The sequence below is a fragment of the Actinospineispora acaciae DSM 45401 genome (assembly GCF_000620785.1).
Taxonomy (GTDB): Bacteria; Actinomycetota; Actinomycetes; order Mycobacteriales; family Pseudonocardiaceae; genus Pseudonocardia; species Pseudonocardia acaciae.
Genome location: NZ_JIAI01000001.1, coordinates 1,607,861 through 1,626,711, shown reverse-complemented (window position 1 = coordinate 1,626,711; position 18,851 = coordinate 1,607,861). Strand labels below are relative to the sequence as shown.

Annotated in this window: 16 protein-coding genes and 1 pseudogene; 8 read left to right on the top strand and 9 right to left on the bottom strand. The window is 72.1% G+C overall.

Features of this window, described 5'->3' with window-relative positions; all coding sequences use genetic code 11:
- Positions 1 to 5: 5 nt before the first annotated feature.
- From N912_RS50215 to N912_RS0107820, 3 genes are all read right to left on the bottom strand, one after another.
- Positions 6 to 1,697, bottom strand: coding sequence for a sulfatase-like hydrolase/transferase (locus tag N912_RS50215; RefSeq protein ID WP_084210660.1), 1,692 nt, complete (start codon positions 1,695 to 1,697; stop codon positions 6 to 8).
- Between the two features lie 195 nt (positions 1,698 to 1,892).
- A complete protein-coding gene (locus tag N912_RS50210) occupies positions 1,893 to 2,447 on the bottom strand; it encodes an NUDIX hydrolase (protein WP_064745214.1) in 555 nt (184 codons plus the stop codon).
- Positions 2,448 to 2,472: 25 nt separating this feature from the next.
- Positions 2,473 to 4,179 (bottom strand): vitamin B12-dependent ribonucleotide reductase, encoded by a 1,707-nt coding sequence (locus N912_RS0107820; RefSeq protein WP_028922007.1) that lies wholly within the window; start codon positions 4,177 to 4,179, stop codon positions 2,473 to 2,475.
- Between the two features lie 184 nt (positions 4,180 to 4,363).
- On the opposite strand from N912_RS0107820, the gene N912_RS50205 reads away from it, so the two are divergent.
- From N912_RS50205 to N912_RS60025, 7 genes are all read left to right on the top strand, one after another.
- Positions 4,364 to 5,737, top strand: coding sequence for a helix-turn-helix domain-containing protein (locus N912_RS50205; RefSeq protein ID WP_051579810.1), 1,374 nt, complete (start codon positions 4,364 to 4,366; stop codon positions 5,735 to 5,737).
- A 57-nt stretch (positions 5,738 to 5,794) separates the two neighbouring features.
- Positions 5,795 to 6,829, top strand: a complete 1,035-nt coding sequence (locus tag N912_RS0107810; RefSeq protein WP_245645200.1) for a LacI family DNA-binding transcriptional regulator — start codon at positions 5,795 to 5,797, stop codon at positions 6,827 to 6,829.
- Positions 6,830 to 6,936: 107 nt separating this feature from the next.
- The gene (locus N912_RS50200) at positions 6,937 to 8,283 is read left to right on the top strand and encodes an MFS transporter (RefSeq protein ID WP_051579809.1); all 1,347 of its coding nucleotides are present in this window, start codon (positions 6,937 to 6,939) and stop codon (positions 8,281 to 8,283) included.
- Positions 8,280 to 9,059 (top strand): SDR family NAD(P)-dependent oxidoreductase, encoded by a 780-nt coding sequence (locus N912_RS0107800; protein WP_028922005.1) that lies wholly within the window; start codon positions 8,280 to 8,282, stop codon positions 9,057 to 9,059. The genes N912_RS50200 and N912_RS0107800 overlap by 4 nt, the downstream gene beginning before the upstream one ends.
- A 10-nt stretch (positions 9,060 to 9,069) precedes the next feature.
- Positions 9,070 to 9,777 (top strand): SDR family NAD(P)-dependent oxidoreductase, encoded by a 708-nt coding sequence (locus N912_RS0107795; protein WP_028922004.1) that lies wholly within the window; start codon positions 9,070 to 9,072, stop codon positions 9,775 to 9,777.
- Positions 9,778 to 9,804: 27 nt separating this feature from the next.
- Positions 9,805 to 10,683, top strand: a complete 879-nt coding sequence (locus N912_RS0107790) for a polysaccharide deacetylase family protein (protein WP_028922003.1) — start codon at positions 9,805 to 9,807, stop codon at positions 10,681 to 10,683.
- Positions 10,684 to 10,737: 54 nt separating this feature from the next.
- A complete protein-coding gene (locus tag N912_RS60025) occupies positions 10,738 to 11,193 on the top strand; it encodes a hypothetical protein (protein ID WP_156993243.1) in 456 nt (151 codons plus the stop codon).
- A gap of 78 nt (positions 11,194 to 11,271) precedes the next feature.
- Here the strand turns inward: N912_RS60025 and N912_RS0107780 are convergent, their stop codons facing one another.
- Both N912_RS0107780 and N912_RS0107775 read right to left on the bottom strand, forming a co-directional pair.
- A complete protein-coding gene (locus N912_RS0107780) occupies positions 11,272 to 12,345 on the bottom strand; it encodes a malate/lactate/ureidoglycolate dehydrogenase (protein WP_051579807.1) in 1,074 nt (357 codons plus the stop codon).
- A gap of 42 nt (positions 12,346 to 12,387) precedes the next feature.
- A complete protein-coding gene (locus N912_RS0107775) occupies positions 12,388 to 13,026 on the bottom strand; it encodes a GntR family transcriptional regulator (protein WP_028922001.1) in 639 nt (212 codons plus the stop codon).
- 99 nt (positions 13,027 to 13,125) lie between these two features.
- Between N912_RS0107775 and N912_RS65610 the strand changes: the two genes are divergently transcribed.
- Positions 13,126 to 14,466, top strand: coding sequence for an MFS transporter (locus N912_RS65610; RefSeq protein WP_084210659.1), 1,341 nt, complete (start codon positions 13,126 to 13,128; stop codon positions 14,464 to 14,466).
- 38 nt (positions 14,467 to 14,504) lie between these two features.
- Here N912_RS65610 and N912_RS65065 read toward each other — a convergent pair.
- From N912_RS65065 to N912_RS0107750, 4 genes and pseudogenes are all read right to left on the bottom strand, one after another.
- Positions 14,505 to 15,281: pseudogene (locus tag N912_RS65065) on the bottom strand (NAD(P)-dependent oxidoreductase); the annotation flags it as partial.
- Between the two features lie 20 nt (positions 15,282 to 15,301).
- Positions 15,302 to 16,768, bottom strand: coding sequence for an aldehyde dehydrogenase family protein (locus tag N912_RS0107760; RefSeq protein ID WP_028921999.1), 1,467 nt, complete (start codon positions 16,766 to 16,768; stop codon positions 15,302 to 15,304).
- Positions 16,765 to 18,021 carry an alpha/beta fold hydrolase gene (locus tag N912_RS50185; RefSeq protein ID WP_211261145.1) on the bottom strand — a complete coding sequence of 419 codons (1,257 nt, stop codon included), beginning with the start codon at positions 18,019 to 18,021 and terminating at the stop codon, positions 16,765 to 16,767. The genes N912_RS0107760 and N912_RS50185 overlap by 4 nt, the downstream gene beginning before the upstream one ends.
- Positions 18,018 to 18,833, bottom strand: a complete 816-nt coding sequence (locus N912_RS0107750; RefSeq protein WP_028921998.1) for an N-acyl homoserine lactonase family protein — start codon at positions 18,831 to 18,833, stop codon at positions 18,018 to 18,020. Before N912_RS0107750 ends, N912_RS50185 begins: the two co-directional genes overlap by 4 nt.
- Positions 18,834 to 18,851 lie beyond the last annotated feature (18 nt).

Here is an 18,851-nt window from a genome sequence, read left to right as displayed (position 1 = left end):
ACGCCTCAGGAGCCCGGCGGCGGGTGCTGCTCGCCGGTCGGGCCGAAGGCGGTGAGGAACCGGTCGCGGAAGGCGTCCATCCGCCACACCGGGGCGTTCGGGCCGGGCTTGAGGCCGTTGTCCCAGCCCCAGCCGGAGATGCGGTCCAGCACGGACCGGTCGCGGGCGACGATCGTGATCGGGACGTCCCGGCTGGCGCCGTCGCCGGTGACGACCGGGGCGGGCTGGTGGTCGCCGAGGAAGACCAGCACCAGGTTGTCGTCGCCGTGCTGCTCGACGTAGGAGATGAGGCTGTTCAGCGAGTACTCGATGGAGCGGCGGTACTCGGTGCGGACCCGGGCGTCGTCCTTCCAGATGACCTCCCAGGGGTCGCCCTCCTTGGCCATGGCGTTGTAGATCGAGCCGTCGCCGACCGCGGCCGGGTCGACCATCCGGGGGATCGGCGCCCAGGGCGAGTGGCTGGACACGAGGACGATCTCCGACATCGTCGGCGGATGGTGGGGGGCCGCGTGCATGATGCGGTCGAACGCGGAGAGGGTGAACTGGTCGGGCATGGTCGCCCAGCTGAAGCTCGGCCCGTGGTAGCCGAGGTCGTACGCGCCGTACTCCCGGTCGTAGCCGTAGAACTTGCCCTCCGGCCAGGCCTTGGTGTTGCCGGGCATGACGGCCGCCGTCTGCCAGCTCGCGCGGCGGAACGCGCTGGGCAGGGTCATCCGGTCGCTGGAGGTGAGGCTGCGGTGGCGCTGGCTGTCCCCGACCCACAGGCCGGAGAGGAACGTGGCGTGGGACAGCACGCTGCCGGCGCCGGCCGTCGGCGCGGTGAGGAAGCCGCTGCGCGCGCCGAACCCGGCCGCGCCGAGCCGGCGGTTGCCGTCGTCGAGCACCGCGCCGACCTGGGACGCGAACTCGGGGTTCTGCACGGCGTCGCGCCCGTAGCTCTCGATGAACGTGAACACCACGTCCTTGCCGCGCAGTGCGGTCAGCAGCTGGTCGTTCGGGGTGTCGCGGAACCTGTCGGCCGCGACCTCCCTGGCGAACGTCTCCCGGTCGCGCAGGCTCGTGGACACCTGCTGTGCCTCCTTGTAGGCCAGCGAGGCGGCGCTCCTGGAGGCGACCGGCACCGGGTAGACCAGCTGCGCGTCGGCGACGGCGCAGGCGACCCAGACGACGGTGAGCGCGGTGGCGGTGCGGGCGGTGACCGCCCGGTGCCGCACCGCCAGGCCGGTCAGCCGCCGCACCGCGAGCGTCATGACCGCGAGCACGGCCGCCGCGAGGAGCACCGCGGCCGCCACCGCTCCTACCGCTCCGACCGGGCCGGCCGTGTCGGTGACGAACGAGGCGGCGTCGCCGAACAGGCTCCAGTCCAGCACCGGGTGGAACGGGCGCGCGAGCGTCACCTGGAAGCCCACGTCGATGATCTTCAGGATGGTGAGCAGGCCGAGCACCGTGCCGGCGAGCAGCGCCACGACCCGTCTCGCCCGCGCCGCCACGACCAGCACGACCGCCGCGCCGAGGATGGCCTCCACCGGGACCCGCACGAACGCGGCGGGCGTGAACTGGCGGACCTCGCTCGGAACGATCAGGGCGAGGTAGACGAACAGCCCGGCCATGGCGGTGATCACGCACGTCACGACGGGATGCCCGCACAGGCGGGCCACGCCCGCCCATGCCGCGCCGAGCAGGCGTCGCAGCCTCATCCAGGGACTCCTTCGGGGGGAGCGTTCAGGGGAGCGGTCGCCGGCGCTCGCCGAGCCCGGCCACGTCGAGGACCACGGCCACCGTCCCGGATCGGTTCACGGTGGGTACACGAATCCGGGCCGCGGAGCGGTGAGCGGTCACCCGATCGGTGAGTAGCGCCGCCCTCCGGCCACTCACCGCAGCTTCCCCACTGTCTATCGCACGGTGTCGCCAGCTTCGGCCGGAAGCAGGGCCGCCTCGGGCGCAGCCGTTGAGCTCGGCGCGCAGGGTTGCCCAGCGGCTTGCCAACCGTGCTCGTCGTAGTGGCGGCCGGTGGAGGCGTTGGTGATGGCTGCGCCGACGAAGTCCATCGTGTCCGCGGGTAGCTCGTGCCGGTCCGACCAGACGAGCTCGGTGCATTTGTGGGGCTCGCGAATGATGGGGGTGCCGCCCCAGGTGCTGGTTGAGAAGAAGATGTCCACTCGGGGTTCTAGGGAGCGGCGGAACATGACGCCGCTCGGTTGGAGTCGTGTGGGGTCGAGCTGGATGCCCAACTCCTCGGCGATCTCGCGTCGCGCACAGGCGGTGGGGGTCTCTCCGAGGTCGACGTGCCCGGCGGGCAGGGCGAGACGACCGTCGGCGTATCCCGATCCGGCTCGCCTCATGAGCAGCACCCGGCCCGTCTCGTCGGTGAGGATGACGTGTACCGCGACGGGGTAGCGGTCGTGGCGGGTGTCGAACACGAAGTCCTGCTCGGCGTGCTCGGGCATCGTCACCTCAGGGAGAGTCGTTCGCCTAGAGCGGTCGGGGCTGAAGCTCGCGTGAGCCGTCCACGTAGACGGTAATGCCCTTGCAGCCGGCCTCCCACGCGGCCAGGTAGGTGTCATACACGTGCGTGGCTGTGGTGGTCGATGGAAGGTTGACCGTCTTGGACACCGCTTCGTCGACGCACGCTTGAGTGGCCGCCGCCATCGCCAGGTGCCCGGAAGAGGCGATCTGAGTGGCGGTGGCCAGCACGGCGGCCAGGTAGGGCGACACGCCCTCCTGTGTGGGCAACCGCCCGTGTTCGGTCACGGTGGGAATCAGGTCGGGCCGGCCGGCGGCGCGCAGCACCGCGAGGGCGCCTGGATGCAGACCGTCCGGCCGGTGGGCATCGGTGAGCCGGAACAGCGGTTCGATTCCGGTGCTGGCGCCAACGACAGGTGCGCTGCGTCCGGTTGGAGGAAGGGCCATGGTGGAACAGTGGCGCAGCGTCCCGGTGGCGGCGATCTCGCCGGCCAATGTCGCCCAGTCGCCGGAGGTGACACTGCGCACCGGGACGGCCGCGAACCGGCGCAGGAAGCGCGGATCGGCATACCGGGACAGGCCACCCGCGATCGCGGGTGCGGCGCCGCGCTCGCGCGCCAGTTGCATCGATGCGAGTTTAGAGGTGTAGTTGATGAAGATCAGCACCTCGCGGGCGAGCTGGCGGCCGTGTCGGCTGTCGTAGGGCAGCCCGGCCGCGAGTAGCAGGTCAGCGAGCCCGCACACGCCCACGCCGATCTTGCGTTTGAGGCTCATCACCCGCGTCGAGAGCGGGTCTGGATAGCGGCTCAGACTGGCTTCGCTCGCGTCGTCGAGTGCACGTACCAACAGCTTCACCGTGTCGGCCAAGGTTGGTAGGTCCACCGGGATGTCCCCGGTACCGGTGTGGAAGCGGCCGAGGTTGACGTATCCGAACTGGCAGGTCTCCCCGGCGACGAGGCCGACCTCGGCGCAGGGCGCGGTCGAGACGTAATGTCCGACCTGCGGGGTGGGGTTGCCCTCGTCCAGCCTGTCGGCGAACAGCAGGCCCGGGTCGGCACAGGCGTGTGCCGCCTCGGCCGCGGCGACCAGTAGCTCACGCTCCCGGCCGTCACGGCTGATCGCGGCCCGCATCTCGTCGTCTGTGACGTGCAGGGAGATGTTGAACTTCCACTCCTCACCGTGTGTGTCCGCGCCGACCTTGCAGCCGATGAACGCCTCGGCGGCGGGGTGGGCCAGCGGCAGGACGGCCATGTTGCCGACCGGGCGGTCCTCCAGACCGGATCGGGCGCCTGCCACGGCGATGTCGTTGAGGTAGTGCAGCACCGTTACCGGATCGGCCAGCTCGTCGAGGTTGAACCCGGTGCCCATCCCCGCCCGGTGATAGTCGTCCACGATGGTCTTGACCGCGCCGAGGTCGCCGCGCAGGTCCACTGGCGGTACCGCGCACGCCGCCAGCGGCCGACCGGCCCGACGGCCGGCGTTGGTCATGATTGGGGTGGAGAAGACCAGCCGGGCCGTGCTCAGCGCATGCCCGAGCCGGTCGACGAACACGTCGGTGTCGCCGGGGTCGAAGTCGGCGTCAGCGTCGGCGAGTGCCGTTACCATCCGCGTGATCAGGTCATGTGATGTCTCGGTGGAATCGATGATCCGTTCCGAGCGGAGGTAGTCGTCGATGGCGTGGTTGGCCAGCGACGGCGAGGCGTGAGAGACAGACATCGAAGTGAGCCCTTCGTGTCGATGTGGGATCGGTCGGGCTCCCACGCAACCGGCTGCCTCCGTGGGACAGCAGCCCGTCATGCCGACCACGCACACGGTGTGCAGATCCTGCAAATCCCCTAGCGCGCGGTCACCGGTTCGCTACGGTGGGCGGCCGGCCCCCGGTCGGGGAGGAGCCGCGGTCATGCCACACACCCAGTACCGCGAGGTGGGTGCGCCGCTGCCAGTTTCGGATCTGGGTGGTGTGATCAGGAGCGCGCGAACCGGCCTGCGCTGGACCCAGGCCGAGCTCGGCCGTCGCTGTGGTTACTCGGCCAGCCAGATCTCTCGCTGGGAGACCGGCGCCGTGCCGCTACGCGACGTCAAGTTGCTGCGCACGCTGGCCGACGTGCTCGGCGTGCCGCCGGCCGTCTTCGGCCTCGCCACCGGCCGCGACACGGCCGGTCGAAGTTCCTCACCGCCCGCGGCGGCGGGCCATAAGGTGTGCCGGGTCACCAACTCGCTGCGGGCAGAGGAGGACGACCCGGTGCGCCGACGAAAGTTCCTCCACCTCACCGCGGCCGGGGGCGGGGCGCTGCTCGTGTCCGCATCCAACCGCGCGCCGACAGCGGTTGATCCGGCGTCGGTGTTGGCCACACGTCTCGGCGATGTCCTGCTCGGCCCTACCGCAGCTGTGGCGCCCGCCTCCGTGGAGACGCTGGAGCACGCGCTGGCCGTGGCTCGACGCGAGTTCACCGGGTGCCGCTATCTCCCACTCTCCGAGCGGCTGGCGGCGCTGATCACCACGGCCGAGAGCACCGTTGCCGAACATCCCTCTCCGCAGGTCCGAAGGGTTGTGGCCGAGTCCTACAACCTGGCCACCCGAGTCCTGATCAAGCTGGAAGCCTCCGGCCTGGAGTGGCTTTCCGCCGACCGCGCCCTGCTCGCCGCCCGGCACACCGAGCATCCGCTCACGCTCGCCGAGTCGCAGCGCCTTGTCGCATCCGTCGCTCGCCGGGCCGGTCACCACGAGCGTGCGCTGGTTCTGACCCTCGCCGCCGCTGACCAGCTCGACGTGCGCAGTCCGCGCCCGGACCCGGAGCATCTGGCGATGTGCGGGATGCTGCACCTGTCCGCGGGCTACGCAGCGGCCCGCGCGGGTGATCGCGACCGCGCGGGTGACTTGCTCGCCGAGGCCGAGACCATCGCCGGCCGTCTCGCCGACGACGCCGACCGGCACCGCCCGCTGATGGCGAACCTGGCCAGCCACCGCGTATCCGCGGCCCATGTCCTCGGCGACGCCGGCGCTGCGCTCGCTCACGCTCACGCCCTACCCCTCGCGGCGATCCCCACCACCGAACGCCGCGCTCGACTCCTGGTCGATACCGCCCAAGCGTGGGCACAGTGGGACAAGCCTGACCAGGCGTATCGGACCCTGCTCGCCGCCGAGCGCATGGCGCCCGGCGAGGTGCGCACGCGAAACGCAGTCCGCCGACTTGTGGGTGACCTGCTGGCCAACCCGAAGCAGGCGGCCATGCGCGGCCTGCCTTCCCTGGCCGCGCGTATCCACGCGATCTAAAGAACCTGCCACCGTTCGCGCGGACGCCGCTCGCCGCCGGGATGTCATCCTCATGGTGTGGGTGATGCGTTCAGCGAGGGCCAGGGGCACGCCACGCTCCAGATGGTCGCCGACGAGGCGGGGGTCACCCCGTCGACGGTCTCGCGCGTGCTCAACTCCGCATCGGACACCGCCGCGCGCCGCTGGGCGTCCGCCGAGACGATCCGCCGGGTCCGGGAGGTGGCGGCGCGGTACGGCTACCGCCCGAACCCGCAGGCGGTGGGCCTGCGCACCCGGCGCTCCCGGCTCATCGGGGTGGTGGTGCCCCGGCTGCAGGACTACGTGCTGGCCACGATCTACGAGGGCATCGACGAGGCGGCCACCGAGCGCGGCTACGGCACGCTGGTCACCAACTCGCTGGACGACGCGCGCAAGCAGGCGGTCGCCACCGAGATGCTGCTGGACCGCAGGGTGGAGGGGCTGATCTTCGGCGACGCCCACTTCGACGGCGCGTTCCTGGACAAGCTTGCCGGGCGGGGCGTGCGGTTCGTGCTGGTGTCGCGGCGCGCGCCCGGGCATCCGTCGGTGACCGTCGACGACCTCATGGGCGGCCGGCTGGTCGGGGAGCACCTGGTCGCGACCGGCCGCCGCGACGTCGCGATCCTCGCCGGCGAGCCGTACGCCTCCACGGCGATCGACCGCACCCAGGGGGCGGTGGACGCGCTGCGGGCGGCCGGCGTCGACCTGCCGGCGCACCGGATCGTGCACGGGCCCTTCGACGCCCAGGGCGGGCGGGCGGCGGTGGAGCGGGTGCTGGAGCGCAGGCCGTTCCCCGAGGCGATCTTCGCCACGAACGACTTCGCGGCCATCGGCGCGATGGGCGCGCTGCGGGACCGCAACCTGCGGGTGCCCGGGGACATCGCTGTCGTCGGCTACAACGACACCGCGCTGGCCGCCGAGCTGCCCACCTCGCTGACCACCGTCCGGTCCCCGATGCGCGAGATGGGGCGCCAGGGGCTGCGGATGCTGCTCGACATCCTCCAGGGCGGGGCGGCGGAGCCGGTGCTGCTGCCTCCGTCGCTGGTCATCAGGGAGTCCACAGCGGCTTCTTGACAGGCCGGCAAGGCCGCTCCTAGCGTACGCTGGACTTACACAAAGGTTTGTGTGGACGGTGTGACCGCAGTGGGGGGCTCGCGGCCAGGGCGAGTTCTAGGAGCAACATGGCAGTCGTTCCCTCACCGCAAGGGCCGCCGGTGACCGAGGCGTGGAACCGCCCGGTGACCAGGAAGACGATCGGCTACGTCAGCGTGATCGCTTTCCTGGCCTGGGTCGCGTCGGTCTACGACTACACCCTGTTCGGCACGTTGCTGCCGGTGCTCGCCGACGAGTTCGGCTGGTCGGCGAGCCAGTCCACGCTGGTCAACACGTGGGCCACGGTCGGCGTGTTCGTGGTGTCCATCGTGGTCGGCCCGCTGCTGGACAAGATGGGCCGCAAGAAGGCGCTGATCGTGCTCATGGTCGGCGGCGCGCTGGCCTCCGGGATGACCGGGCTCGCGGCCGGGGCGGCCAGCGTGGTGCTGATCCGCGCGGTCACCGGGCTGTCGCTGTCCGAAGAGGTGGTCAACTCCGTCTACCTCAACGAGATGTTCAAGAAGGTCCGCAACCGGGGCTTCCTCTACAGCCTGGTGCAGTCCGGGTGGCCGGTGGGCGCGCTGCTGTCGGCGGGCATCACGGCGTTGATCCTGGCCCACGTCGGGTGGCGCTGGTCGTTCGTGGTGGCCGCGCTGTTCACGGTCCCTGTCATCCTGTTCGCGCTCAGGCTGCCGGAGTCGCCGACCTTCCTGGCGATCAAGGAGGTCAAGCGCCGGCAGGCCGAGGGCGACCTGGACGGGGCGCGCCGGCTCGCGGCCGAGCACCAGGTCCTCGAACTGGTCGACGGCCACATGTCCGGTGGCCTGCGTGACGTGCTGGCCCCGGGGCTGCGCCGGCACACGGTCAGCCTGTCGCTGGCCTGGCTGACGAACTGGATGGGCATCCAGGTCTTCTCGGTGCTCGGCACCACCGTGCTGGTGGGCGCGAAGGGCGTGTCGTTCGAGAGCGCCCTGCTGGTGCTGGTGCTGTCCAACATCGCCGGGTTCGCCGGCTACCTGTTCCACGGCTGGGTGGGCGACCGGATCGGCCGCAAGCTGACCATCGCGCTGGGCTGGACGATCGGCGGGATCGTCAGCATCCTCATGCTGGTGCTGCCGACCGGGCAGGGCCTGACCATCGCCCTGTACGCGCTGACGCTGTTCTTCCTCAACGGCCCGTACGCCGCGATGTTGTTCTACATGGGCGAGTCCTTCCCGGCGCACGTGCGCGGGACCGGGGCGAACGTGGCGCACGTGATGGCGCCGTTGGGCGGCATCGCCGGGTCGGCGCTGCTGTCCGTGCTGCTCGGGGCGGGGATCTCGATGACGGTGGCCGCCGTGTCGGCGGGTTCGGTGTTCATGCTGGTCTCCGGGCTGCTGATGATCGGAACGAACACGACCAACCGGTACGGCCAACAGAAGGAGGCAGCGACATGAACCGCGACGACGGCCTGGAGGGCAAGGTAGCGGTCATCTCCGGAGGGGCGAGCGGGATCGGGCGCGCGCTCGCGGTGGCCTACGCGCGGGCCGGGGCGCACTCGGTGGTCGGCTACTACCCGGGCGACCCGCACGACGCCGGGGAGACGGTCGCCGCCGTGGAGGCTGCCGGCGGCCGATGTGCCGCGGTCGAGGTCGACGTCCGCTCGTTCGAGCAGACCGAGCGCCTGGCCCAGGCCGCGCTGGACGGCTTCGGCCGGCTGGACATCGCGGTGGCCGCCGCCGGAATCCTGCGCCGGCAGTCGCTGGCCGAGATGACCGACGACGCCTGGGACGACATGCTGTCCGTGGACCTGACCGGGGTGCTGCGGGTGTTCCGGTCCTGCGCGTCGCGGATGGCCGAGGGCGGCGCGATGGTGGCCACCTCCTCGATCGCCGGCGGGGTGTACGGCTGGGACGACCACGCGCACTACGCGGCGGCCAAGTCCGGCGTGCTCGGGTTGTGCCGGTCGCTGGCGGTGGAGCTGGCCGGGCGGGGCATCCGGGTCAACGCGGTGATCCCCGGCCTGATCGAGAGCCCGCAGTCACTGGACAGCGTCAATTCCCTGGGTCCGGACGGGTTGCGTGCGGCCGGGAAGGTCATTCCGGCCGGCCGCGTGGGTACCGTCGACGAGGCGGCCCGGGTGATCAGGTTCCTCACCTCGGCGGACGCGGCGTACGTGACGGGTCAGAGTGTCGTGGTGGACGGTGGCCTCACCGTCCGCTGGCCGAGCTGAGGAGCGGGGCATGGGCAGGCTCGACGGTCAGGTCGCGGTGGTCACCGGGGCGGCCAGCGGGATCGGGGCGGCGATCGCCCGGCTGTTCGCCGAGGAGGGCGCCACGCTGGCGCCGTTCGACCTGGCGCCCGTCGGCGGGTCCGGGTACGCGGTGGACGTCACCGACGCCGAGGCGGTCAGCGCGGCGATGGACGAGGTGGTGGACCGGCACGGGCGGATCGACATCCTGGTCAGCGCGGCCGGGATCCTCGACGAGGTGCCGTTCCTGGAGATGAGCCCGGAGCGGTTCGACAGGACGCTCGCCGTGGACCTGCGCGGGGTGTTCCTGGCCGCGCGGTACGCGGCGCCGCACATGGCGCGGGCCGGGCGCGGGCGCATCATCAACATCGCCTCGCAGCTCGGGATCAAGGGCGGGGTGAACCTGGCCCACTACGTCAGCGCCAAGGCCGGCGTCATCGGGCTGACCAAGGCGCTGGCGCTGGAGCTGGCCCCGAAGGGGATCCTGGTCAACGCGATAGCGCCCGGCCCGATCGTGACGCCGCTCATCGACGGGCTGTCCGAGGAGTGGAAGGCCAGCAAGTCGGCCGAGCTGCCGCTGGGCAGGTTCGGCCGGCCCGAGGAGGTCGCGCCCACCGCGCTGTTGCTGGCCAGCTCGCCCGGCGGGGACATCTACGTGGGGCAGACGCTGGGGCCGAACAGCGGCGACGTCATGCCTTAATGGGACTGGAGAAAGGACACCACGGTCGTGGCCAAGGAAGTGTTCGTTGCGTTCGGGATCGACGTCGACGCGGTCGGCGGCTGGCTCGGCTCCTACGGCGGTGAGGACTCCCCGGACGACATCTCGCGCGGCGTGTTCGCCGGTGAGGTCGGCGTGCCCCGGATGAACGCGCTGCTGCGCAAGTACGACCTGCCGGCCACCTGGTTCTGGCCGGGGCACTCGATCGAGACGTTCCCCGAGCAGTTCGACGAGGTGGTCGCGGCCGGTCACGAGATCGGCGTGCACGGCTACAGCCACGAGAACCCGATCGCGATGAGCCGCGAGCAGGAGTCCGCCGTCCTGGACTACTGCATCGAGCTGATCGAGAAGCGCACCGGCAGGCGTCCGACCGGCTACGTCGCCCCCTGGTGGGAGTTCTCCCCGGTCACCAACGAGCTGTTGCTGGAGCGCGGCATCAAGTACGACCACTCGCTCATGCACCGCGACTTCGAGCCGTACTACGTGCGCGTCGGCGACTCCTGGACGAAGATCGACTACAACAGGGACGCCCGGGACTGGATGAAGCCGCTGGTGCGCGGCAGGGAGACGGACCTGATCGAGATCCCGGCGAGCTGGTACCTGGACGACCTGCCCCCGATGATGTTCATCAAGGCCAGCCCGAACAGCCACGGCTTCACCAGCCCGCGCGAGATCGAGAACCTGTGGCGCGACCAGTTCGACTGGGTGTACCGCGAGCTGGACTACGCCGTGTTCACCATGACCGTGCACCCCGACGTGTCCGGCCGCCCGCAGGTGCTGCTCATGCTGGAGCGGCTCATCGAGCACATCAGCAAGCACGAGGGTGTGACCTGGGCGAACTTCGACACCATCGCCGAGGACTTCAAGGCCCGCCGGCCTCGGGGGTAGGTCACGATGTGTGGCGCGTGCGGGACGGCCGTCGCCGACTGGGCAGTGCCCCTGGTGTCGGGGCCTCGGCGCCGGGCGGAGCTCGCGCGGTTCGTGACCGGTGTGTGCCGGGGCGTGCGGGTCAGGACGGTTGCCGGCGGCTGGACGTCCGCGACCATGACCGGCTCGACCCGCGTCGCGCAAACCCTGGACGCGCTGCTCGACCAGGTCGCCCCCCGGCTGGCCCACGGCTCGTGGGCGGAGCTGGAGTCCGCGCTCGCGCCCTGGAACGGCGAGCCCGAGGCGCACGACGACTACCTCCCGCCCCCGGCCCCCGAGCCCGCACCAACCGCGACCACCGTTCTCACCGTCCCCGCCCAAGGCGGCCTGCACCTGTACCTGGCCGCCTTCGCCCTAGGCATCCGCACCTTCGACCACCGCCCCGTCACCCTGCACGCCCCGCACCGCCGCGCCCCACTCCACCTCCTCGCCGCCGACGGCCGCATCCTCGGCGCCGCGCCCGAGGTTTGAGCCACACAACCACTTCGCACCCCGCACATGCGCTGGAACGGGTGTGCGGAGCACGAAGTGGGTGTGCGGCCAGCCCCGCTACGGCGCGCCGACCGCCGCGGCGGTGCGGCGGATCGCCGCCCAGGTGTCGGGCGGTAGGGGGATGCCGTCGGTCAGGCGGGCCGCTCGGGTGAGTTGTTCGACGTCGCCGGGGGCTAGGACCGGTGAGGTCGGGTCGATGGGGCGGCTGGACAGGACCCAGTCGAGGTAGGAGCGGCCGACCCGCTCGAACTCCTCCCGGGTTCCGAAATGGGACGGGGAGAGGTAGACCGAGAGCATGCCGTTGGTGATGCCCCGGGGCACGCCGTCGGACGGGCCGGAGCCGCCGCCACCGGTCAGCGCGCCCGCGAGCAGCTCGCACATCAGCGCCAGGCCGGAGCCCTTGTGCTCGCCGAAGGCCCGGATGGCGCCGGTGCCGTTGTCGGGGCGGCGCAGGTCGGCGGGGCCGTACTCGCCGTAGAGCACCCGAGGGTCGGCGGACGTCCTGCCGTCCTGGCTGATCAGCGCGTCCGGGGGCAGCGGTTTGCCGCCGTAGGACGCCACCTGCACCTTGCCCTCGGCGACCAGCGAGGTGGCGAAGTCGAGCACCACCGGGCGCTCCGGCAGCGGCACGCCGACCGCGAACGGCGCGGTGGAGAACCGCCGCTCGATCCCGCCGAACGGGGCCACCAGCGCGGAGCCGGCCACGTTCACAAAGTGGATCGCGACCAGCCCGGCGCGGACGGCCGCCTCGGCGTAGGTGCCGACCCGCCCGATGTGGCCGGCGTTGCGCACCGCCACGATGCAGGTCCCGTGTTGGCGGGCGCGCTCGATGCCGAGCTCCACGGCCTGGACGGCTATGGTTTGGCCGAACCCGCGGTGGCCGTCCAGGACGGCGAAGGCACCGCCGTCGGTCACCACCCGCGCGCTCTGGCCCGCGCGCACGAACCCGGCGCGCATCCAGTCGATGTAGAGCGGCACGCGGACCACGCCGTGGCTGTCGTGCCCGGTCAGGTTCGCCTCGACCAGGTGCTCGGCGACCCGGGCCGCCTCCTCGTCGTCGCACCCGGCGGCGGCGAAGATCTCCCGCACCGTCGCCGTCAACTCGTCAGCTGAAATCAGATGCCCCGTCATCCGTCCAGAATGGCGGCCACCCGGGCGGCGCGCCCGGCGAGATCAGGGGCGCGGGGAGTCCTCGTCCAGCGCCATGAGCAGGCGGATCTCGCGGGCGCCCGCCATGTGCGCCTCGGCGATCTTCGCGGCCTCGGCGGTGTCCCGGCGGTCGATCGCCTCGATCAGCCTGGCGTGCTCGTCCAGCGCGGTGCCCCAGCGGTCCTTCCAGGTCAGGGTGGTGTCCGGGTACCGGGTCAGGTGCGCGTTGAGGTGCCGGAGCATGTCGATCAAGGTGCTGTTGTGGCTGGCGGTCCAGAGCGTCTCGTGGAAGCGGCGGTTGCTCGCGGCCATCGCGTCGGCGTCCCCGGCGTCGGTGGCGAGCATCCGCTCGTGGTCCCGGCGCAGCCGCAGCAGGTCCAGCTCGGTGCGGCGGTCCGCCGCCCAGCGCGCGGCCGTCGCCTCCAGCGAGATCCGCACGTCGTAGATCTCCAGGACCTCCTCCGAGCTGCGGGCGCGGACCCGCATGCCCCGGTCGGCCCGCTCGACCATGCCGTCCTGTTCGAGCCGGCGCAGGGCCTCGCGGATCGGGGTGCGGCTCGTCCCGTACCTGGCCGCCATGGCCAGCTCGACCAGCGGCGCGCCCGGGGACAGCTCGCCGGACGCGATGTCCCGCCGGATGCGGTCGTACACGTTCACCGACATGTCCGCCTCTCCCGGTGACCGAGGCCGAGTCTATCTGTTCACCATTGCATCCCATTGCATACAATCCGCGTGCATTCCGCGACAAGGAGGTCGCCCTACATGACCACGTCAGGCCCGTCCCAGGGGCGGCCGGTGTCGATCCGCCAGATCGCCACCGCCAGCTTCATCGGCACCGTCATCGAGTTCTACGACTTCTTCCTCTACGGCACGGCCGCCGCGCTGGTGTTCGGCAAGTTGTTCTTCCCGGCGGCGTCCGACCTGGCGGGAACGCTGGCCGCGTTCGCGACGTTCGCCGCCGGGTTCGTGGTGCGCCCGCTGGGCGGGGTGGTGTTCGGCCATTTCGGCGACCGGGTGGGGCGCAAGTCGATGCTGGTCACGAGCCTGCTGTTGATGGGCGGCTCGACGATGGCGATCGGCCTGCTGCCGACCTATGAGGCGATCGGCGTCGGCGCCCCGGTGCTGTTGGTGACCGTGCGGCTGCTGCAGGGCATCGCGGTGGGCGGGGAGTGGGCCGGCGCGGTGCTGATGGCCGTCGAGCACGGGCCCGCGCGGCGTCGGGGGCTGTACGGAAGCTGGCCGCAGGCGGGCGCGCCGGCCGGGCTGGTGCTGGCCACGGCGGCGTTCGCCGCGGTCGCCGCGCTGCCGGCCGACCAGCTGCTCAGCTGGGGCTGGCGGGTGCCGTTCCTGCTCAGCGTGGTGCTGCTCGCGGTGGGGATGTTCGTGCGGCTGCGCATCGAGGAGTCCGGCGCTTTCGAGCGGGTCCGCCAGGCCGGAGCGACCGCGCGGCTGCCGATCCTGGAGGTGCTGCGCCGCCATCCCCGCAACGTGCTGCTCGCGTTCGGCGCCTGCCTGGCCCCGTTCCTGGTGTTCTACCTGTTCTCCACGTTCGTGCTGACCTACGCGACGACGCGGCTCGGGATCGCCCGGAGCACCGCGCTGTGGGTGGTGGTCGCCGCGGCGGCCTTGGAGACGGTGGCGATCCCGCTGTTCGCGCTGCTCTCGGACCGGGTCGGGCGCAAGGCGGTGTACGTGGGCGGCGCCGGCGCGGTGGTGGTCATCGCGTTCCCGTACTTCTGGCTCAACACCGGCGGCTCGCCGCCGATGTTCGCGGTGACCACCATCGTCGGGCTGTCGGTGGTGCACGCCGCGATGTACGGGCCGCTCGCGGCGATGTTCGCCGAGATGTTCGACGTGGAGGTGCGCTACAGCGGGGCGTCGCTGGGCTACCAGGTCGGCGGCCTGCTCGGGGGCGGGTTCGCGCCGCTGATCCTGACCGCGCTGTTCGCCGTGGCCGGCGGGCACTACTGGGCGGTGGGCCTCTACCTGGTGCTCTCCGCCGTCGCGTCGATCGCGGCGGTGCTGCTGGTGCGCTCGGGCGGCTCCGGGTCCGCGAGCGGGCGCCCGGTCCAGTCCTCCCAGAGCCGCGCGATCGACGCGTAGTCCAGCCGGCCGAGGCCCTCGGCGACGCCGAGGTCGTAGACGGTGTGCGCGGCCTGGGTGGCGAACAGCGGCACGCCGGTCTCCTGGGCCATGGCCAGCGCCAGGGTGGAGTCCTTGCGGGCGGCCTCGGTGGGCATGCCGCCCTCGTAGCCGGTGTGCAGGACCCGCTCGGCGAACCGGTGGGTGAGCGGGCGCAGCAGGCCGGCCTCGGGGTTGGCGAGCAGCTCGGCGAGCCGGGCCCGGGGCACGCCGGTCGCGGCGGCGAGCGCGCCGGCCTCGGCGAGGACGACCATCACCGCGTGCGCGACCGCGTTGTTGATGACCTTCGCGGCCATGCCGGCGCCGAGTGGCCCCAGCCGGGCGGAGGTCCGGGCCAGCGGAGCCAGGTACGGCTCGACGCGGTCCAGGTCGGCGTCGTCGCCGCCGAGCAGCAGCGTCGACTCGCCGGCGGCCATCTGGGCGACACCGGACAGGATGGCGGCGTCGACGAGCCGGACGCCCGCCTGATCGAGCACCCGGGCGGTCCGGGCGATGTCGGACGGATTGACGGTGCTGGTCTCGACGACGACCGAGCCGGGTCGCAGCGTGCCGGCGAGGTCCGTCGCGACATCCAGGGATACCGACGGCGAGGGCAGGGAGAGCAGCACGACGTCCGCGTCGCCGAGTCCGGTGGCCGGCACGACCCCGTGGTCGTCCACCGCCGCGGTGAGCCGGTTCGGGTCGATGTCGGTGCCCAGCACGCGGTGCCGGGTGGCGAGCCGGCCGGCGATCGCGTACCCCATGTTGCCCAGGCCGCACAGGCCGACGGTGCTCATGCGAGACGTCCTTCCCCGGATCAGGTCCGGATGGCGAACGGGTCCGGCGTGCGGCCGGAGAGGTCGATCATGACGTTCTTGGTGCGCAGGTACTCGCGCAGCGCCTCCTCGCCGCGCTCGCGCCCGTACCCGGAACGCCGGGTGCCGCCGAACGGCGCCTGCGCGGCGGCCGCGCGGTAGGTGTTGACCCACACGGTGCCGGCGACCAGCCCCTTCGCCACCCGGTGCGCGGTGGTCAGGTCGTTGGTCCAGACGCCGGAGGCGAGGCCGTACTCGCTGTCGTTGGCGATCTCGACGGCGTCGGCGGCGTCGGTGAACGGGATGATCGACAGCACCGGGCCGAAGATCTCCTCCCGGGCCAGCGCGGAGCCGTTGTCGACGTCGGCGAACACGGTGGCCGGCACGAACAGGCCCTGCTCCGGCACCGAGTCCGGTTGGCCCGCGACCCGCCGGGCGCCGCCCCGGACGCCGTCGTCGATCATCGCGCGGATCCTGTCGTACTGGGGACGGTTGGCCACCGGGCCCATCTGGGTCTCGGGCCGTGTCGGGTCGCCCAGCCGGATCCGGTTCGCCCGGTCCGCTACGAGGTCCACCATCCGTTGGTACACGCCCCGCTGGACCAGCAGCCGGCTGCCGGCGATGCAGGTCTGCCCGCCGGCGGCGAAGATCCCGGCGATCGCCCCGGCGACGGCCCGGTCCAGGTCGGCGTCGTCGAAGACGATGTTCGGCGACTTGCCGCCGAGCTCCAGCGTGACGGGCACCAGCGTGCGGGCGGCGGCCTCGGCGATGGCCCGGCCGGTCGAGACGCTGCCGGTGAAGCTGATCCGGTCCAGGTCCGGATGCCCGGCCAGGGCGGCGCCGGTCCGAGGCCCGCCGGTCACCACGTTCACCACGCCGGGCGGGAAGCCGGCCGCCGTGGCCAGCTCACCGAGCCGCAGCGTGGTCAGCGACGCGTGCTCGGACGGTTTGATCACCACGCAGTTGCCGGCGGCCAGAGCCGGGGCGAGCTTGTTGGCCAGCAGCTGCATCGGTGAGTTCCAGGCGGTGACCAGCGCTGCCACGCCGAGCGGCTCGGCGAGGGTGTAGTCGAGCGTGTCGGGGGAGTCCAGCGGGATCGTCCTGCCGTACAGCTTGTCGGCGTAGCCGGCGAAGAACCGGTAGTTGCGGGCGGCGAAGCGGACCTGGCCGGTGGTCTCGCGAAGCAGCTTGCCGTTGTCCCGGCACTCCAGCAGTCCGAGCTCGTCGGCGTGCTCGTCGAGCAGGTCCGCGAGCCGGTGCATCAGCCGCGCCCGCTCCACGCCCGGCACGTCGGCCCACACCGCCCGGAACGCCCGGCGGGCCGCGGCCACGGCGGCGTTCACGTCCTCGGGCCCTGCGTCCGGGAACCGGCCGATCTCCGCGCCGCTGTACGGGTCGACGGCGGGCAGCTCGGCCCCACCGGTCGCCGCCGCCGGCTCGCCGTCGATCAGCATGCGGTACGCGGTCAACGGGGCTCCTCGATGACGTCCACCGCGTCGAGCAGGTACTCGGCGAACCGGACGGGGTTCTCCGCGTGCGGGAAGTGGCCCATCGCCGGCATCTCCCGGAACACCGCGCCGGGGATGCGCTCGGCGGTGCGCCGCGACATCTCGGGCGTGCAGGAGTAGTCGTACTCCCCGGTGAGCATCACCACCGGGCACCGGCCGGTGTCGATCTTCGCGACCCGGTCGCGGGCGTCGAAGTCGCCGCTGTAGAACGCGATGTCGCCGAAGAACGTGCCGAAACCGCCCTGCGAGTACGTCCACCAGATCTCCTGGCGGTGCTCGGGGGCCGTCTGCGGCGCCATCAGCCCCTCGACCCACTCCGGCACGAACAACGCCTGGTTCACCAGCGGATGCCGGGCCCACGCCACCTGCCGCCCCGGGACCACGTCGCTGGCCTCGCAGGCCACCATCCCGCCGAACAGGTCCGGGTGCCGGTACGCCAGCTCCAGGCAGATCAGCCCGGCCATCGAGCACCCGACGACGATCGGCCGCCGCAGCCCCAGCTCCTCGACGAACGCGACGATCGTGTCGACGTAGTCGTCGGTGGTCAGGGCGAACCCGCCGGGTGGGGTCCCAGGAACAGGGAGGGAACGCCCGTGCCAGGGCAGGTCGGGCGCGACCATCCGGAACCGCGCCCGCAGCCGCTCGTCGGCGAGCAGGTGGTGATACTGCCGCGCATCGGCGCCCGCGGTGTGCAGCAGCACCATGTCCCGGCCGGAGCCGGACTCCTCGTAGAACATCCGGTGCGGCCGGTTGCCCACCGGCACCGCCCGGTAGTGGCCCCTCGGCTCGTCGGCCTCGGCGCGAACGGTGACCGCCGCAGGGACACGTGTCGACGCATGCCCCGTCCGCTCCTGCCGGCCCAGCTCCAGCACGCGGCGCACCAGGTGGGCGTGCTGGGCGAACCGCAACATCTCTCCACGCACCGAGGTGCCCTCGACGCGCATCAGCATGCCGAAGATGCTCTGGAACGGTGGCCGCGGCGGCCAGCTGAAGTACCCGTCCCACGCCTCGTCGGTGGCCACCACCTCGAACTCGACGTCCACCGCTGCGTCGCCGCCCGGGACGAACGCCCCGTCGCGGAACGCGAACGACACCGCCCACGCCCCGCCGCGCACCGCGAACCCGACGTTCGCCGCCACGGCCAGCACGCCCAGCTCGTCGTCCCGGGCGCAGGCCGCCAGCCAGCGCCGCCCGAACCCGGCGTCCAGGGTCACGCCCCCTCCGGCGGGACGTCCAGGCGCACGATCAGCTCGTCCTCGGCGATCGCCGGATAGCGGGCGGTGACGCTCGGGTCGTGCCCCGCGATGACGTGGTCCGGGCTCTCGGCCATCCGGTCCACCTCGACCGACGCCGCGCAGTAGTCGTCCATGTGCACCACCACCGGGAACGGCACGCCCGTCTCGCCGTTGGCGTAGTAGTGCCGCGCGTCGGAGGCCACCACGACCACGCCCCGGGCCGTCGGCACCCGCACCACCTGCATGCCGGGGGTGTGCCCGCCGAGCGGATGCACCGTCAGCCCCGGCGCGACCTCGGTGACGCCGCGATCGGTGAAGTTCACCCGTCCCTCGTGGACGAGCGAGACGACGTCGCCGATCTGGCCGAGGTCGTAGGGCCGGCGCAGGTAGCGGTGGCTCATCGCCGGTCCGGTCGCGTAGGCGATCTCCGCCGGATGCAGATGGACCGTCGCGCCAGGCAGCCCGCGCAGGTTGCCGGCGTGATCCCAGTGCAGGTGCGTGACCACGACGTCGCCCACGTCGCCGGGATCGATGCCCAGCACGCGCAGCGACTCGATCGGGTTCCGTTCGTAGTCGAACCCGCGAGCGCGCGCGGTGGCCTCACCCGCGCCGCCGTCGATCATCACCACCCGGTCGCCGGACACCGCGACCCAGACGTAGAGGTGCAGCGACGAGTCCGAGTCCGGGTACTCGAAACCCGGTACGGGGATGAAGTTCGCGGTCGCCGGCCGGCTCAGGTCAACGCCGTAACGAACCGCGTACAGCTCGTACACATCCGCAGCGACCGGCACCGTTACCTCCCACCGCAC

What these genes read in the sequence shown, in the direction of transcription:
- N912_RS50215 (WP_084210660.1), bottom strand. Translation starts at nt 1,697, where the DNA reads ATGAGGCTGCGACGCCTGCTCGGCGCGGCATGGGCGGGCGTGGCCCGC.
- N912_RS50210 (WP_064745214.1), bottom strand. Translation starts at nt 2,447, where the DNA reads ATGCCCGAGCACGCCGAGCAGGACTTCGTGTTCGACACCCGCCACGAC.
- N912_RS0107820 (WP_028922007.1), bottom strand. Translation starts at nt 4,179, where the DNA reads ATGTCTGTCTCTCACGCCTCGCCGTCGCTGGCCAACCACGCCATCGAC.
- N912_RS50205 (WP_051579810.1), top strand. Translation starts at nt 4,364, where the DNA reads ATGCCACACACCCAGTACCGCGAGGTGGGTGCGCCGCTGCCAGTTTCG.
- N912_RS50200 (WP_051579809.1), top strand. Translation starts at nt 6,937, where the DNA reads ATGGCAGTCGTTCCCTCACCGCAAGGGCCGCCGGTGACCGAGGCGTGG.
- N912_RS0107800 (WP_028922005.1), top strand. Translation starts at nt 8,280, where the DNA reads ATGAACCGCGACGACGGCCTGGAGGGCAAGGTAGCGGTCATCTCCGGA.
- N912_RS0107795 (WP_028922004.1), top strand. Translation starts at nt 9,070, where the DNA reads ATGGGCAGGCTCGACGGTCAGGTCGCGGTGGTCACCGGGGCGGCCAGC.
- N912_RS0107780 (WP_051579807.1), bottom strand. Translation starts at nt 12,345, where the DNA reads ATGACGGGGCATCTGATTTCAGCTGACGAGTTGACGGCGACGGTGCGG.
- N912_RS0107775 (WP_028922001.1), bottom strand. Translation starts at nt 13,026, where the DNA reads ATGTCGGTGAACGTGTACGACCGCATCCGGCGGGACATCGCGTCCGGC.
- N912_RS65610 (WP_084210659.1), top strand. Translation starts at nt 13,126, where the DNA reads ATGACCACGTCAGGCCCGTCCCAGGGGCGGCCGGTGTCGATCCGCCAG.